The organism is Secundilactobacillus silagincola (assembly GCF_002583405.1).
Lineage (GTDB): Bacteria > Bacillota > Bacilli > Lactobacillales > Lactobacillaceae > Secundilactobacillus > Secundilactobacillus silagincola.
Map to the genome: position 1 here is coordinate 14,865 of NZ_BCMJ01000003.1, position 15,123 is coordinate 29,987.

Below are 15,123 nucleotides of genomic sequence, written 5' to 3' on the forward strand. Positions count from 1 at the left end.
TGCACGCAATTAAAAAAGCCGCGAACCACCTTTAAGGTGTGCCGCGACTTTCATTTATGCTTATTTTGTATAATCCATTTCTTTTGTTTCCTTAGTAGTTGCTAAAGCTAAGAATGAAACGAATGCCATTAATGCGAGGTAAACACCAACCGCGTGAATGCCCCATTGGCCAACCAGCCACGAAGCAATCGTTGGCGCGAAGGCAGCGCCTAAGATAGCAGAAGCGTTATAAGCAATACCGGCACCTGAATAACGAGTGGCAGTTGGGAAGAGTTCTGGTAACAAGGCTGCCACAGGACCGTAAACAACGCCCATTGCGAGGAAGCCAGCAACTAAGAAGAATAAGCTACCAAATAAGTTATGCTGACCGTTCAAGAAGAATGGGAAGGCAATAGCAAAGGCCACGATGAGGCCAGTACCAAGCATCAGCACTTTCTTACGACCAAACTTATCCGCCATGATTGATGAGTAAAGGATCATCGCACCAAAGACGATGATGGATCCCATTAAGAGTAATAACCATTCCTTGTTGGAGAAACCTAATGCAGTGGTCGCATAGCTCAATGACCAAGTAGATAATAGGAAGAAAAAAGTGTATGAAACGGACATGGTCAAAGTACCTTGCAAAACTTGACGCCAGTTTTTACGAAATACTTGAACCAGTGGTGCTTTGGTAACAGTTTGTTTTTCCTGAGCCATCCGGAAGAGGGGTGTTTCTTGCATCCGACGGCGAACCCACAAACCAACAACCACGAGGACAGCGGATGCAAGGAAAGGAACGCGCCAGCCAAAGGCAGCCATCTGAGTTGGTGTCAGAACCGTTTCAAGGATGTAATATAACCCGTTGCACAAGAAGAAACCGATTGGGGCACCTAGTTCTGGGAAGGCACCGAAGAGGGCCCGCTTATTCTTAGGTGCGTTTTCAGTTGCAACTAAAACGGCACCTGACCATTCACCACCAAGACCAATGCCTTGGATGAAACGGCAGAGGCAGAGTAGAACGATGGAGGCCATGCCAAGTGAGGCGTATCCTGGCAAGAAACCAATGAGGACGGTAGAAACACCCATCAATAATAGCGAAACCACCAGTGAACGTTTGCGGCCCAATTTATCACCAAAGTGGCCGAAGATCAGGGAACCCAATGGGCGAGCGACGAAGGCCACACCAAAGGTTAAAAGACTCAGAATCATGGCAATGGTTGGGGTTACTTCTGGGAAGAAAATCTTTGGAAAGTAAGTCGCTGCAGCGGTGCCATAAGCGTAAAAATCAAAGAATTCAATGGCAGTACCAATCATTGACGCTAAAATAACGGTTTTTACTGGATCTCTTTCGATAGTGGTACTAGTAGAGCTTGTTAACGCTGGTGTTGTATTTTCCATATGTATGTCACTCCAGTTTCCTAAATTTAGGTGATTAATTCATTGACAATATGTGTTGTGATTCCTTTCTGCAGATTTCCATAAAAAAATCGGGGATGGCTAGTTGATAAGAATTAGGCGACCTCGACTTTAGAGAATATTGAAACTATACCAGAGTGAAAATTAAAAGTAAATGGCAAATTGATTAAAAATTTAATTATTTTATTAGAAGAGGATCATTTGTGAATATAAAAAGCAGCTCGTCTTAGGGATAGGGAGGCGAGTTGCTTAAATATCGTCTCAGCGAGAATGCTGAAAGATTATGATTCAGTCAATGCTCCAAACTGGGACAGTAGTTTGGAAACGTCAACTAGCCAATCCATGCTAGAAACAGTATCAACGTAAGAGGTCACTGTATGGGGGGAGTAGCACAGATTAGTAAAATGAAAGAGAAGTAGCAGGCTACTACTGTCTTTGAGTAATCAATCCACTGAATTGATTACGCCTGCATTTTATCAATTTTTAATTTTACCTGCAAACAAAAGCACTTGATTTTTTCAAGCTATTTTTTGGACTTTTCACTTAAATTAAGTAAAATATAGTTTGCCAGAGGTATTCAGTAATGTATATTGAATTCTTGTGACCAGCAAAGAGAGAAAGTGAAAATGATGCTCAAAAAAATAGTTATGACTAGCATTGTTCTGATTCTGACCATGCTAAGTCTCAGTAGGGTTGCCCTCGGGGCGTCTCCCTGTCGTCAATCCGTGGCGGTTTGAAACTAATCAGGCAACTGTCCAAATCAAAGTTGGAACATATTATTCTCAAGTTTGGACTCGAGCCATTAATACGTGGAATTCCAAAAAAGTCTTTAAATTTAAGATTGTTTCAGGACCTGCTCAAATCACCATTATTCCGGCTCAGAGTAACGAGGCAACACTGATCAAGGAAAATTTTGTCGGTGTGGCGTACGTTGACCATGATAATACCAAGCGGATTATCAGTGTGAAACTCCACCTTGTTCACACACTACTGAAAAGTAACGGGTATACCACTAGTCAGCGGGTGAATGTGGCTGAGCATGAGTTGGGTCACGCAATGGGTCTAGCACATAATCCCAGTAAGCAAAGTGTGATGTACAAAACAACGCGGTATGTCAGTGTACAACCGGTTGATGTAAAGAATGTTCGGAATCTGTACAGTATTCCTGCAAGCCAGTACTTTATTAATTCACCGGCAATAACCTCTAGTACCGCTAACAAGGATCTGATTACGAATCAAGTGGGGGATCGTTTATTTAAGACGCCCTTTGAATCAGAGACGGTGGTACCGGTACTGGTAAGCGATAGTGATGGTTAATGAGGATAATGGCTTAGAGTTGAATGGTTTCTTTTATTGCCGACACTAAGCTCTTTATTAGTGGACTATCGACCATTCGTTGAGGGACGTTGACACCAAAGTCAAAGAACATGACTTCTCGTGGCATCCGAATGATATTCACGTTATTTTCGGGAATGAGTTGAGAAGTCCGCAGAACTAAATCGGGTGCGAAAGTTATTCCCAACTGATTAAAAGCTAGAATTGTAGCCGTTTGTAAGTTAGTTACTTGCAGAGTTGGTTTAATAGCAATATTTAGTGTGAGCAATTTTGTATCGACCATTTGTTGAAAAGATGAGCCTTCATTAACGTTGATGAATGACTGATTATTAAGTTGTTTGAGGTCTAAGACTCGGTAATCCCGCCAAGTACAGTTAGGCCTGTATATAGGAGAATTTGCTGGAATAATTAAAAGCACTGAAAAATCTACGATGTGAAGGTATTTAAATTGCTCGTCGTTAATTGGCTTATCGATGACCACGTCAACCATCCCAGAACGTAACTGCTTCTCAGCTTCCTGATAGGGAAGTTCAACCGTTTTGAGCACCGTATTGGGCTGTTTAGCCAGGTAGTGTTGTAGGATTTCAGCATACCAATCGTGACCAAACGAAGCGTTGGTACAGATCGTCAGATAGTCAGTTTGATGTTTGGCTAAGGCAGCCATTTCGCGTTGCATATTCTTTTGAAGTTGCTGAGAGGAGCGGAGGTATTCCAGTAGTTTACGTCCGGCGATGGTTAGCGTTATGGGGTGATGTTCACGCACCAGTAGCGTCACATCGTATTTCTTCTCAGCTTCTTTGATGATACGGCTGACATAGGGTTGCGTCACGTATAATTGATGCGCTGTTTCCGAAATACTGCCAGTTTCTTGAATGGCTTGTAAAAAGAATAATAAGTTTGAATTCATGATATTCCAGTCCTTTTTGTTCTGACAAGGTTAGGTATAAGAAGATAGTTCTTAAAAATGGACATTTTCAATAACTGAATAGTAATATTATTATCTTTTAAAAGGCATTTTACAAGGGCCGTTTGACCAGTGATAATAATATGTGAAATCAATAACAAAGAGGGATATAAAATGAAACTAGCTGCTATTGTCGGTACTAATGCCGAGTTTTCCTATAATCGAATTTTACTGAACTTTATGAAACGTTATTACGCTTCAGAGATTGAAATTAATATTCTAGAGATCAAAGACTTGCCGTTATTCAATGAATCGTCAACGGAAACGCCAAAAGTGGTATCGGAATTTGCAAAAGTTATCCAGGAAGCTGATGGTGTGATTATCTCCACTCCAGAATATGATCATGGGATGACTGCTGCACTGAAGAGTGCTATCGAATGGTTATCGTATAGCGTGCATCCATTTACTGGGAAACCGGTAATGATTGTTGGAGTTTCTTTGGGTAGACAAGGAACGGATTTAGCCCAGATTAACATTCGCCAAGTACTAGACGCACCTGGGGTAGACGCCTTTATTATGCCAGGACACCAATTCTTATTATCGAATGCGCCGGATGCCTTTAATGAAAATGGTGATTTGAAGGATACTCAAAGCGTTGAATGGATGGCAACTTGTGTAACTGCATTCGTGGACTACGTTAAGACGGTTACGCATCAAGGTGGCGATCTGGTTGATGCGATTAAGTGGGATGCAGTGTACGATAATTTAGTGATTGGTTTTGGGGGTGCCGGAGCAACCGCTGCTCGATTCGCCGCTGATAACGGTTCGAAAGTGCTATTAGTCGACGCTGCACCATTGGGGCATGAAGGTGGCAATACTCGTTATGCCGCCCAATTATTGAATAGCGGTGAAAATTATGATCAACTTCTCGCTTACTATAAGTCTTTATATGCACCCAAAGATTACGATGAAGAGATGCTAGAAACCTACGTTAAAGGAATGACGCAGTTACCCGAATATTTAGAAAAATACCTTAATGTTAAGCCAGTATCAGCAAAGAATGATCTGCATTTGATCAATTATACGTTACCAGAATATCCTGAATTTGAAGGACACGAAACGGTTGATTTCACACTAGTTCATAAAGGCATCTTTGATGCATCGCTGTGGAAAGTATTAAGGCAGCAAGTCCTTGATCGGCAGGAGCAGATTGATATTTGGTTGAATTCACCAGCTAAACACTTAATTCAAGATCCAGATTCGAAGATGATTTTGGGTGCGCAAGTTGAACGGAATGGCGAGTTGTTGAATATTAGAGCCGTAAATGGTGTTGTATTGACGGTTGGCGGTTTTGAAAACAATCGTGATATGATTCAAAACTTCCTGGGTGCGACTCACTTAACTCCGCTGGGAACGTTATATAACCAGGGTGATGGTATTCGTATGGGTGAAGAAATCGGTGCGAAATTGTGGCACATGAGCAACTATGAAGCTTTAGGAATCCTTAACGGAATGGTCTTTACTGTCCCAGATGGTGAACGCGGTCATTATATTAACCCGACGTATACGAAATTGTTCACGGGTGCCATCTTTTTAGCTGGTGATGACGGGAGCCGATACACGAAGGAAGATGAACAAAACCGGCACGGTCACGTTTACGAACAGGGACAGTGGCACGTTGTCCGTCCGAACGAACATCCGCACCTCGTGTTTGATGACGCACAGTGGCAGGCACTTAAAGCTGATGATAAGAGTCCGTACACTGATTGGTTCGACCAAGTCATTTCTGGGTCAACAATTGAAGAATTAGCACAGAGGATTGATGCAGATCCGCAAATTTTAAGTCAAACAGTTCATCAGTTTAACCAGTTTGCTGACGCGGGAGAAGATTTTCAGTTTGGCCGTGATAAGGATTCGCTGCGTGCATTTAGTGATCAAGGTCCGTATTATGCAGTGGCGGTAAATCACGATGTCTTAAATACGCAGGGTGGACCGCAACGCAATGCCAAGGCTGAAGTTTTGGCTGCCAATGGTGCTGTTATTCCACATTTATACAGTGCGGGTGAACTTGGCGGGATTAACGCGAATATGTATCAAGCAGGCGGTAACTTAGCTGAGTGTTTGATTTTTGGAAAGATTGCTGGTGAAAATGCAGCGGAATCTAAGACGTCAAGTCAAACTGAACTAAAACGTGCTTTGCCAAAATTTGGACATAATGATATTGCCGAAAATGATGATTTAGCTAGTATTGATTTAGGATCAAATCAGTATCTGGGTCAAAGCAATGAAGGAATTGGCGGTCAGGTTGTTGTGCGAGTTACGGTGGAAAATGCGCGTATCAATGACGTTGAAATCGTTCGCCAGCATGAAAGTGGTGACGTTGCAACTGAAGCACTGACACAATTACCTAAACGAATCGTGGCACAAAACACTGCGGATGTAGATGCAGTTTCGGGTGCATCGTCTTCTAGTCGTGCAATCAAAAACGCGGTTAAGGATGCATTAAGTAAATGTCATTCCTAACCGTAAGTATGTCAAAGAGCCCAATACGCTGGGTTCTTTTTTAATTTGAAATTAATGATATACTGAATTCATTGTTAAAGCGGAGGAGGAATCAAAATGGCGCAAAAACCATTAGCGGATTACGAAAAAGATATTCCGGCCGTAGCAGGAATATTGGCTGGAGAACCAGCACTGCAACAATTCTTCAATGACTTAACGCCTGGGTATCAGCGGGAGTGGGCGCGATTTGTTTTCGGTGCAAAAGCCGAAGCAACGAAAACTCGGCACATTGAAGTGATGGAGACGGTTTTTAAGGCAGGGTATAAATCTAAGCGAGCTTATGATTCGCGGCTGAAAAAGTAACAGAATGAAGAACTTCAGATCAATTGAAGTTCTTTTTTTGACCAATAAAAATAATTAATGAAAAAGAATTTCTATTTCCAGAACGACACTAGATGTCAGGCACAAGTGATATAACTATTAGTATAAAGTATTAGAAAGGTGGGAGTTGTCATGAAGTCAAGATTTAGTGTTTTAGCATTAACAGTCTTTTTGAGTGCCATTGCATTGTTTTCAATAACCAATATTCAAGTTAGCGCAAAAACTACGGTAAGGTACTATCAGAATGTTAAGAATGCAAGGTACTTTACTACTGATTATGGCAATATGTATTCAACAGGCAAGTTAAGTCACAAGATAGGAACAATGGATGCAGGCGATGCCGTTACGGTGTATTATGCTGTGCACGTCACTAGGAATGGTAAGAAAGCAATTTATTACAAGTATCGATATGGAAAAGCAAGTAAGACTGCTTGGGCTTGGAGTGGCAACTTTCTGAAAGATTTAGGGAAAGCTGGAAATGAAAATCGTTTTAGAAATGTCATGCTCAAATATATTAATAAAAAAAGGTTAGCAAAGAATCGACCACAAATTAAACTGAATGCGCAGCTAGATCAACTTGCGGATGTCAGAACATTACTTATGGATAATGAGACTGCTTGGGAAAATACGACTTTAGAGGATTCTGCCAAGCCACTTGGAGTAGATGTCGGCGGTGTGGAAGAAAGTATGCAGGGTTCTACGTTTGGAGTAGACCCAATTTTTCTGGATTATACAGACATAGATAGTTTCTTTACTGATGGCCTAGAATTATCTACACAAAGTTTATTGTTAAACGCTAAAACAAAAGAGTTTGGATGGGGATTCGGCAGCCAAGACAGTAATTGGACGGATATCTTAACGAAATAATGATGTCATGCAGATAAGTTGTTCTTAAAACGACATTGCTTGTCGCGCGTGAGTGATACCTTCATAAACGTAAAATAAATCTATTTGGGAAGGTTTGGTTTTTAATGAAGAAATATTTGTTTAAGCGAGTAAGTATGATGATATTAGGTGTGGCCGTTTTATTTGCAGCATTGGCTGTTACACCAACTGTCGGGAATGCCAGCACTAAGTTACGTTCATATTCGAATATTAAGGATGCTTCGTACACAGTGAATCAAAAAGCGACGGTCTATACGAATGGCAAACTAACTCATAAAAAAGGGACCATGAAGTCATTTGGTAAAGTGGTTACAGGTTATTATGCCGCACACATAACAAAAAATGGTAAAAAGACGGTATATTACAAATTTGAAACAGCAAATGGAAAAACGGGTTGGGCTTGGCATGGTTATTTCAAAAAGTTTACACCGAAAGAAAAATTTAGTGTCGCTAAGTATAATGCCGACTTGTTAAATGAAATTAATTCTCTTCGTAAGAAGAATGCACAACTGCCGCTAAAGGTTGATGCTAATCTCCAAAGTAAAATTGCTGTTCCTGAAGCTAATAAATTTGCAAAAAATCCAAGTAACTTTGTGTCTCAGAAAAACTTTCAGGCAGGAATTTTAGCAAAGAAATTAGGTCTATCCCTAGATCAAGAATTATGGGGAGCTGGAAGTTATCTCTATAATACTAACAAGGAAGCGGCAACTAAAAATCTGCAATTATGGTTAAAAGGTGACAGTTTTGATGTCACTTGGAACAATTATGAGGTGGTTGGTATTAGTACTGTTCATTCAGGTAGTAAATATTACACGGTGTTTGAGTTAAATTAGAATGAAAGGGAGTTATTAGCTATGAAATTAGGAAAAAATTTCAAAATCATTTTAGTAGTCTTTGTTATAGCTATCACAGGTGCAATCGCAACTTCACAATCTGCAAGCGCTAAAACAAAATGGACAAAAGGTGTACCGACTGCATTGCAAGGGAAATGGCGTTCAAAGACCAACTATACTGGACCAACTGCATTTGGTGATACTGAGACGATTCAGCAATATTTCATTGGCGGAAAGTCTGATTTAACTGTAATTGTTCGTCAAACAGGCAATCCATTATGGACAAACAAAGCAGCCTACCATCATGTTAAGGGCTCAAAATACTATTACGTCAAGAGTACTGCAGATGCTGTTATTTACTATAAAGTTCAATTAAGTGGCAAAAAGTTACGATTTAAGACTTATTTAACCTTAAATAAAAAGGGCAAAGCAACCAAAATGCAATTGGGTACTATCAAGAGTTATTCCAACTGGTTGTATAAGGGGCAAGCTAGAAACAAGTACGCTTTAGGTGCGTTGTAAACTTAAAGGGTTAACCATTATTTCATTACAGGATTACATCAAGCAGTGCATTCGGTAGGAATTCCGGATGCACTGCTTTTATTTTGGACAACTTATGTACTTTGCGATTCCCCTTTGATTGGCCACGGAGAGGTGCTTCTCAGATGCTTTGATTGAATCGATGAGTCATGACCAAGGGAAAGGTGTATTATCAACGAACTTTTTTAGTTGTCTTTTTTTGAAAGTGAGTGTATACTCACTGGTGAGTAATCAATCACTTACCTTGAATGGAGGAATCAAAATGGCGGATGCAATTATTGATTTGAAACACTTAGTTAAAAAGTTTGGCAAGCAAACCGTTTTAAAGGATGTTAATTTAGCGGTTATGCCCAAACAAATCGTGGGTTTAATCGGCCCATCAGGCGCTGGTAAATCAACGGTTATCAAAACAGCGTTGGGCATGGAAGTCGCGGATGGCGGCAGCGCAACGGTCTTTGGTCAGGTGATGCCTAACCGAAAGCTGCTATCGCGGATTGGGTATATGGCTCAAACGGATGCACTGTATGATTCGCTGTCGGGTCGAGAAAATCTTAAATTTTTTGCTCAAATGAAAGGCATCAAGAAATCTGAAATAAAGACTTCAATTGAACACGTCGCGAAAGTGGTTGACCTGCAGGATGACCTGGACAAACGGGTGAGTGGCTATTCTGGGGGGATGATGCGGCGATTGTCACTGTCGATTGCGCTATTAGGGAACCCTGAGCTGTTAGTTTTGGATGAACCAACTGTCGGTATTGATCCAGCTTTACGCCGTCAAATTTGGCGAGAACTGGGTAGTATTCGTGATGAAGGTCGCAGCATCCTGATTACCACCCACGTGATGGATGAAGCAGAATTGACTGATAAGGTAGCGTTATTGCTGGGTGGCAAAGTGATTGCCTTTAATGAACCAGTAGTCCTTAAAACTCAATATAGAGTGGATTCGATTGAAGACGTATTCTTAAAAGCGGAAGGTGAATTACAATGAGAACATTTGCAATTATGAAACGGGTTTTAACTGAGATGATTCGTGATAAACGGTCATTAGCGTTGATGTTTCTGGCACCAATCCTAGTGTTGTGGTTAATGAGTGTTATTTTTACCGCTAACTCCACTACAAACGTAGAAGTAGGAACCGTTGGTGTTACTTCCAGTGTTTCGACTAATTTAGATCAAGTTAAGCATGTCACCGTTCATCATTACGCAAATGAAGCAAACGCTAAAAAAGCGATGAAGGCTGACAAAATCGATGCTATTATCCATAAAACCGATAATGATTATAGTTTGACGTACGCCAATACCGATTCCAGCAAGACTTCGGCTGTCAAAATGGCGTTTAAATCAGCGTTAACACAAACTAATATTAATCAAATGAAGTCACAGTTGGGTGTTGCCCAAAAGACCATTGGTAAGTTGCAAGCAACGTTGCCAGTTCAGGCTCAAAGACAGCTACAGAGTCAAATGCCAACTCAAAAGAAGGCAACTACTCCGCAAATTACCAATCACTATGTTTACGGTGATTCCAGTACTGGCTTCTTTGATAAAATGCTACCAGTTTTAATGGGCTTCTTTGTTTTCTTCTTCGTTTTCCTAATTTCAGGTATGGCACTCTTAAAAGAACGGACTAGTGGCACACTATCTCGGCTATTAGCAACGCCAGTTAGACGATCAGAAATCGTCTTTGGCTACATGGCCAGTTATGGTATTTTAGCAATTTTCCAAACGATCCTCATTGTCATGGCCACGATTTGGTTGCTGGGAGTGGAAGTTGTGGGCAGTGTGATCAGCATTATTGTGATTAATCTAATATTAGCGTTGGTTGCGCTGGCATTTGGGATTCTATTATCGACTTTTGCCAATTCCGAATTCCAGATGATGCAGTTTATACCGATACTTATCATTCCTCAAGTCTTTTTCTCCGGTATCATTCCGATGGATTCCATGGCCAGTTGGATTCAAGATATTTCCTATATTATTCCGATCAAGTATTCCGGTGATGCTGTGACCGGCATTATGATGCAGGGGAAGAGCCTGTTTTCCTTCGGGCTTGATATTAGCGTCTTGCTTATCTTCTTAGTTGTGCTAACCTTTTTAAATGTAAGAGGTCTCAAGCGCTATCGTAAAGTATAGGGGGAATCAGCTTGAAAGAAGAAATTTCTGCCAGTTACCGTGACTGGTTAAAGGAACAGGACATGCCTAAGGGGAAACGTTCAGCCATGCTTTCAGCGCTGGAGTTGTTTTCTAAACAGGGTTACGATGGCACATCAACTATGGCAATTGCTCAACATGCGGGAATTAGCCAAGCAACGATTTTTAAGTATTTCAAAACCAAGGATGATCTATTACAGGCTATCTTGGAACCCATGATCAAAAACTTGCTGCCTGAATATCGGGAAGATTTCTTGGCTGATATTCCTGAAACCACGACGTTAAGACAAACCGTTCGTTTTCTCATCCGTGATCGATATGCCTTTTTGAAGCAAAACAAAGAGGTGGTCATGATTTTCTTCACGCAGGTGATGACCAACACTGATACAAGAACAACGTTTAATCATTTTATCAGTGAAACAGCATCAATGTTTATCGATTATGTTTATGACACTCTTAAAAAGAGCGGAGATTTACAAGCCGGTTTGACGCCGGCAGCCGTTCTGCGGACGATTGCTGGTCAACTGATGATTTATTTTCTTCAGCGTCAAATTGTACTGCCTGATATGACAGTTGATGAAGATGCCGATTTGCAAACCATTGAGGATTTGATTGTGAGGGCGTTGAGTAAGAAATAATAACGAAACAATCTAAGATTAGTTCTGATATTAATCGATGAAAATCGAGCGATATCAGAACTTTTTATTTACACTGAAAGTGAAACTAAAGCCGCACAGAGCTTATGGTACAATCTTGTTTTCTGCTAAGTGGAAATATAATCCGGATATATAAGGAAACCCAATGACATTTGGAATGTATAAAATGCATTATTAAGTACTTCTATTATAATTTTTTAATAATCAATACATTTTATGCCAGTATAAGTACAAACACTTTATAAATGGTATTTGCAAACGATTGCATAAGATGTTAGCATATTAAATGTAAACGTTTACTTTATAATAAATTTTGTGGATCAACTACTAACGACGTCCATGTTTGATATCCATAATTTGAGGAGGAAATACAATGGAAACAAACGCAGTGGCGGGTAACGATGATGTCAAAACCGAGTCAAAAAATGTCACTTCTCACTTGCCAAAATTAAAACTGAGTACTATTTTCGCAATGACATTTGGGTTCTTCGGGGTCAATATGGCTTTCTCATTGCAACAATCCCAAATGGGTCGAATTTTTCAGACTATAGGAGCTAATCCCAACAATCTAGGATTTTTCTTCATTTTGCCGCCCTTGGCCGGAATGATCATTCAGCCATTAATTGGGAAATATTCAGATCGAACTTGGACCCGTTTCGGAAGAAGAATGCCTTATCTATTAGTTGGCGCTCCAGTTGCAGCAATTGTTTTGGTTTTACTTCCTAACGCTGGTTCATTTGGATTTGGCTATGCGTCAACAGCAGCTCTTTGGTTTGCAGCCATCGCAACACTGTTCATGGATCTCTCTTCCAATGTTTGTATGCAACCATTCAAGATGGTCATTGGTGATATGGTCAATGAAGACCAGAAAGACATGGCTTGGTCATGGCAGCAGTCATTTTCCAACATGGGTGGTGTGTTAGCAAGTCTGGTGCCATTCTTCTTAGCCTTTATTGGTTTATCGAATACTGCGCCAAAGGGTGAAGTGCCTATCACCGTTAAGTTGGCTTATTACTTGGCAGCGGCAGTTTTATTAATTACATCAATTTACACGATTGCTAAAGTACACGAATATGATCCCAAAACATATGCGATGTATCATGGCATTGACTTAGCCAATCAGAAGAAACAGCCAAGTCTTTGGACTTTGATTAAAAAAGCGCCTCGAGTATTCTGGGAAATTTCGATTGTTCAATTCTTTACTTGGTTTGCCATTCTATACTCTTGGACCTACGCGGCTGGCGCAATTTCACTAAATGTATGGCACACTTCAAACCCATCATCAGCAGGTTATCAAGCTGCTGGTAACTGGTATGGGGTTCTCACTTGTATTCAGGCGGTTGCCTCGGTTCTATTTGGTCTTTTAGTTCAAGCCCGAACGAAACCAGAGCACAGAAAGAACTGGTACGTATTTGGACTTCTTGCTGGTGCCTTAGGTTTCATCCTCATTTTCTTCATTCACAGTAAGTGGTTACTGGTATTACCATTTTGCTTGATTGGGATTACCTACATCACAATGAACACTCAACCGTTCTCCTTGTTAACTGAAGCTTTGAATGGTGAAAATGAAGGTGCGTACTTAGGATTATTCAACTGTGCAATTTGCTTGCCACAAATTGTAGCATCAGTTTGCAGCTTCTTCATTTTCCCAATGGTTGGGCACTCAATGCCCGCAATGTTCTTGGTCGGCGGTGTTTCGCTAATTCTGGGTGCATTTTCCGTTCGGTTCATCCATTCAAGAATTAGTGATCAAGCAGCTTAGCGATGAATGATTCTATAAAATGAATAATACCTTTTAGGAGGAATTAAATTGACTAAAAATAAATGGTGGCAAAATGCCGTAATTTATCAAATTTACCCACAAAGTTTTCAAGACAGTAACAATGATGGTATTGGTGACCTGCACGGGATTATTAAACGGTTACCTTACCTTAAAAAATTAGGCGTTGATGTGCTGTGGTTAAACCCAATCTATCAATCGCCGTTAAAAGATAATGGGTATGATATTGCGGATTATAAGAAGATCCTACCAGAATATGGCACAATGTCAGACTTTGATGATTTATTGAAAGCAGTTCACGCTCACGGCTTGAAATTACTGATGGATTTAGTCGTTAACCATACTTCTGATCAACATCAGTGGTTCCAGGAAAGTAAAAAGTCTAAAGATAATAAATATGCCGATTATTATATGTGGCGTGATCCAGTTGATGGCCATGAACCCAATAATTGGCACGCTGCTTTTGGCGGCAGTGCATGGACATATGTGCCAGAGCGTGGTCAATACTATTTGCACTTATTTGCGCCTGGTCAACCAGATTTAAACTGGGAGAATCCTGAGGTCAGAGAATCGGTTTGGGATATCATGCGATTCTGGTTGGATAAGGGAATCGATGGTTTCAGAATGGATGTTATTAACTTAATTTCGAAGCCAGCTGGTTTACCTGATGCACCAGAACCCGGCACTTATCCGTTAACCGAGGGCTTGGTTGCCGATGGACCTAAATTAAACGATTATCTCCAAGAAATGAACGAGAAAGTACTTTCTCACTATGATGTCATGACAGTGGGTGAAATGCCAAGTTCAACGCCGGAGGATGCCATTAATTATACTGGTCTCGACAGTCATGAGTTGAACATGGTCTTCCAGTTTCAGCACGTTGCTTTGGAACCGAATCCGGATAAAAGACTTGGTAAGTGGAATGATCAACCAGTTAAACTACCTGAGTTGAAGAACGCCTTATCGCGTTGGCAAAAAGCTTTAGATGGCAAAGGTTGGAACAGTTTGTACTGGAACAACCACGATCAGCCAAGAGCGGTGTCAAGATTTGCTAACGATGACCCTAAGTATCGTGTTCGGGCTGCCAAAATGCTTGGAACAACGCTGCATATGATGCAGGGGACACCATTTGTCTTCGAAGGTGAAGAATTAGGGATGGCCAACGTACATTACACAGCTATTGATCAGTATGAAGACTTAGAGTCCATTAACGCCTACCGTGAATTGGTTACCGAGAAGAAATTAGTTGATGGACCGACGATGTTGAAGTATTTGTCAAATATGTCGCGAGATAACGCGCGGACGCCAATGCCATGGAATGATGGTGAGAATGCCGGGTTCTCCGACGTTAAGCCTTGGTTTGCATTGAATCCTACTTATAAGGAAATTAATACCGAGAATGAAGTTAACGATAAGGATTCGGTCTTCTACCATTATCAAAAGCTAATTCAACTCCGTCATGATTCTGATTTGATCAAGTTTGGTACTTACGAAGAAATTGATCCCGAAGATGCGCAAGTATTTGCCTATCGTCGTCACTATCAAGGAAAGACGTTGTTAGTGATGAGTAACTTTACTGCTGATACTGTTAAACGCGATTATGGTCAGCAAGAAGCCGATGAGTTAGTGATCAGTAATTACGATGATGATAAGGGCAAGGAGTTACGGCCATACGAAAGTAAAGTTTATCTGATCAATGATTAATTCTTTTAAACTAATTTGTTCCTAAATTTAGAAATGAAAGAGCTAAATCATAAACCC

The 15,123-nt window shown here is 40.7% G+C and carries 13 protein-coding genes; 11 read left to right on the forward strand and 2 right to left on the reverse strand.

Annotation, left to right across the window (positions count from 1 at the left end):
• Nucleotides 1-60 precede the first annotated feature (60 nt).
• Nucleotides 61-1,380 carry an MFS transporter gene (locus CES82_RS03990; protein ID WP_098824035.1) on the reverse strand — a complete coding sequence of 440 codons (1,320 nt, stop codon included), beginning with the start codon at nucleotides 1,378-1,380 and terminating at the stop codon, nucleotides 61-63.
• Between the two features lie 711 nt (nucleotides 1,381-2,091).
• On the opposite strand from CES82_RS03990, the gene CES82_RS03995 reads away from it, so the two are divergent.
• Entirely contained in the window at nucleotides 2,092-2,715 is a 624-nt protein-coding gene (locus CES82_RS03995; protein WP_098824036.1) for a matrixin family metalloprotease, read from the forward strand.
• Between the two features lie 13 nt (nucleotides 2,716-2,728).
• Here CES82_RS03995 and CES82_RS04000 read toward each other — a convergent pair whose 3' ends face one another.
• A complete protein-coding gene (locus tag CES82_RS04000; protein ID WP_098824037.1) occupies nucleotides 2,729-3,640 on the reverse strand; it encodes a LysR family transcriptional regulator in 912 nt (303 codons plus the stop codon).
• Between the two features lie 171 nt (nucleotides 3,641-3,811).
• On the opposite strand from CES82_RS04000, the gene CES82_RS04005 reads away from it, so the two are divergent.
• From CES82_RS04005 to CES82_RS04050, 10 genes are all read left to right on the forward strand, one after another.
• On the forward strand, nucleotides 3,812-6,160 hold the full coding sequence (locus CES82_RS04005) for an NAD(P)H-dependent oxidoreductase (protein WP_098824038.1): 2,349 nt from the start codon (nucleotides 3,812-3,814) through the stop codon (nucleotides 6,158-6,160).
• Between the two features lie 96 nt (nucleotides 6,161-6,256).
• Entirely contained in the window at nucleotides 6,257-6,502 is a 246-nt protein-coding gene (locus CES82_RS04010; RefSeq protein ID WP_098824039.1) for a YdeI/OmpD-associated family protein, read from the forward strand.
• Nucleotides 6,503-6,652: 150 nt separating this feature from the next.
• Nucleotides 6,653-7,387 (forward strand): hypothetical protein, encoded by a 735-nt coding sequence (locus tag CES82_RS04015; RefSeq protein ID WP_098824040.1) that lies wholly within the window; start codon nucleotides 6,653-6,655, stop codon nucleotides 7,385-7,387.
• 104 nt (nucleotides 7,388-7,491) lie between these two features.
• Nucleotides 7,492-8,238: a CAP domain-containing protein gene (locus CES82_RS04020; RefSeq protein WP_098824041.1), complete on the forward strand. Its 747-nt coding sequence runs from the start codon at nucleotides 7,492-7,494 to the stop codon at nucleotides 8,236-8,238.
• A 21-nt stretch (nucleotides 8,239-8,259) separates the two neighbouring features.
• The gene (locus tag CES82_RS04025) at nucleotides 8,260-8,760 is read left to right on the forward strand and encodes a hypothetical protein (protein ID WP_098824042.1); all 501 of its coding nucleotides are present in this window, start codon (nucleotides 8,260-8,262) and stop codon (nucleotides 8,758-8,760) included.
• A 280-nt stretch (nucleotides 8,761-9,040) separates the two neighbouring features.
• Nucleotides 9,041-9,766: an ABC transporter ATP-binding protein gene (locus tag CES82_RS04030; protein WP_098824043.1), complete on the forward strand. Its 726-nt coding sequence runs from the start codon at nucleotides 9,041-9,043 to the stop codon at nucleotides 9,764-9,766.
• The gene (locus tag CES82_RS04035) at nucleotides 9,763-10,908 is read left to right on the forward strand and encodes an ABC transporter permease (protein ID WP_098824044.1); all 1,146 of its coding nucleotides are present in this window, start codon (nucleotides 9,763-9,765) and stop codon (nucleotides 10,906-10,908) included. Before CES82_RS04030 ends, CES82_RS04035 begins: the two co-directional genes overlap by 4 nt.
• Nucleotides 10,909-10,919: 11 nt before the next feature.
• Nucleotides 10,920-11,564: a TetR/AcrR family transcriptional regulator gene (locus CES82_RS04040; protein WP_098824045.1), complete on the forward strand. Its 645-nt coding sequence runs from the start codon at nucleotides 10,920-10,922 to the stop codon at nucleotides 11,562-11,564.
• 391 nt (nucleotides 11,565-11,955) lie between these two features.
• Nucleotides 11,956-13,344, forward strand: coding sequence for an SLC45 family MFS transporter (locus CES82_RS04045; RefSeq protein ID WP_098824046.1), 1,389 nt, complete (start codon nucleotides 11,956-11,958; stop codon nucleotides 13,342-13,344).
• A gap of 48 nt (nucleotides 13,345-13,392) precedes the next feature.
• Entirely contained in the window at nucleotides 13,393-15,066 is a 1,674-nt protein-coding gene (locus tag CES82_RS04050; RefSeq protein WP_098824047.1) for a glycoside hydrolase family 13 protein, read from the forward strand.
• The last annotated feature ends 57 nt before the right edge of the window (nucleotides 15,067-15,123 follow it).

What these genes read in the sequence shown, in the direction of transcription:
- CES82_RS03990 (WP_098824035.1), bottom strand. Translation starts at nt 1,380, where the DNA reads ATGGAAAATACAACACCAGCGTTAACAAGCTCTACTAGTACCACTATC.
- CES82_RS04000 (WP_098824037.1), bottom strand. Translation starts at nt 3,640, where the DNA reads ATGAATTCAAACTTATTATTCTTTTTACAAGCCATTCAAGAAACTGGC.
- CES82_RS04005 (WP_098824038.1), top strand. Translation starts at nt 3,812, where the DNA reads ATGAAACTAGCTGCTATTGTCGGTACTAATGCCGAGTTTTCCTATAAT.
- CES82_RS04010 (WP_098824039.1), top strand. Translation starts at nt 6,257, where the DNA reads ATGGCGCAAAAACCATTAGCGGATTACGAAAAAGATATTCCGGCCGTA.
- CES82_RS04015 (WP_098824040.1), top strand. Translation starts at nt 6,653, where the DNA reads ATGAAGTCAAGATTTAGTGTTTTAGCATTAACAGTCTTTTTGAGTGCC.
- CES82_RS04020 (WP_098824041.1), top strand. Translation starts at nt 7,492, where the DNA reads ATGAAGAAATATTTGTTTAAGCGAGTAAGTATGATGATATTAGGTGTG.
- CES82_RS04025 (WP_098824042.1), top strand. Translation starts at nt 8,260, where the DNA reads ATGAAATTAGGAAAAAATTTCAAAATCATTTTAGTAGTCTTTGTTATA.
- CES82_RS04030 (WP_098824043.1), top strand. Translation starts at nt 9,041, where the DNA reads ATGGCGGATGCAATTATTGATTTGAAACACTTAGTTAAAAAGTTTGGC.
- CES82_RS04035 (WP_098824044.1), top strand. Translation starts at nt 9,763, where the DNA reads ATGAGAACATTTGCAATTATGAAACGGGTTTTAACTGAGATGATTCGT.
- CES82_RS04045 (WP_098824046.1), top strand. Translation starts at nt 11,956, where the DNA reads ATGGAAACAAACGCAGTGGCGGGTAACGATGATGTCAAAACCGAGTCA.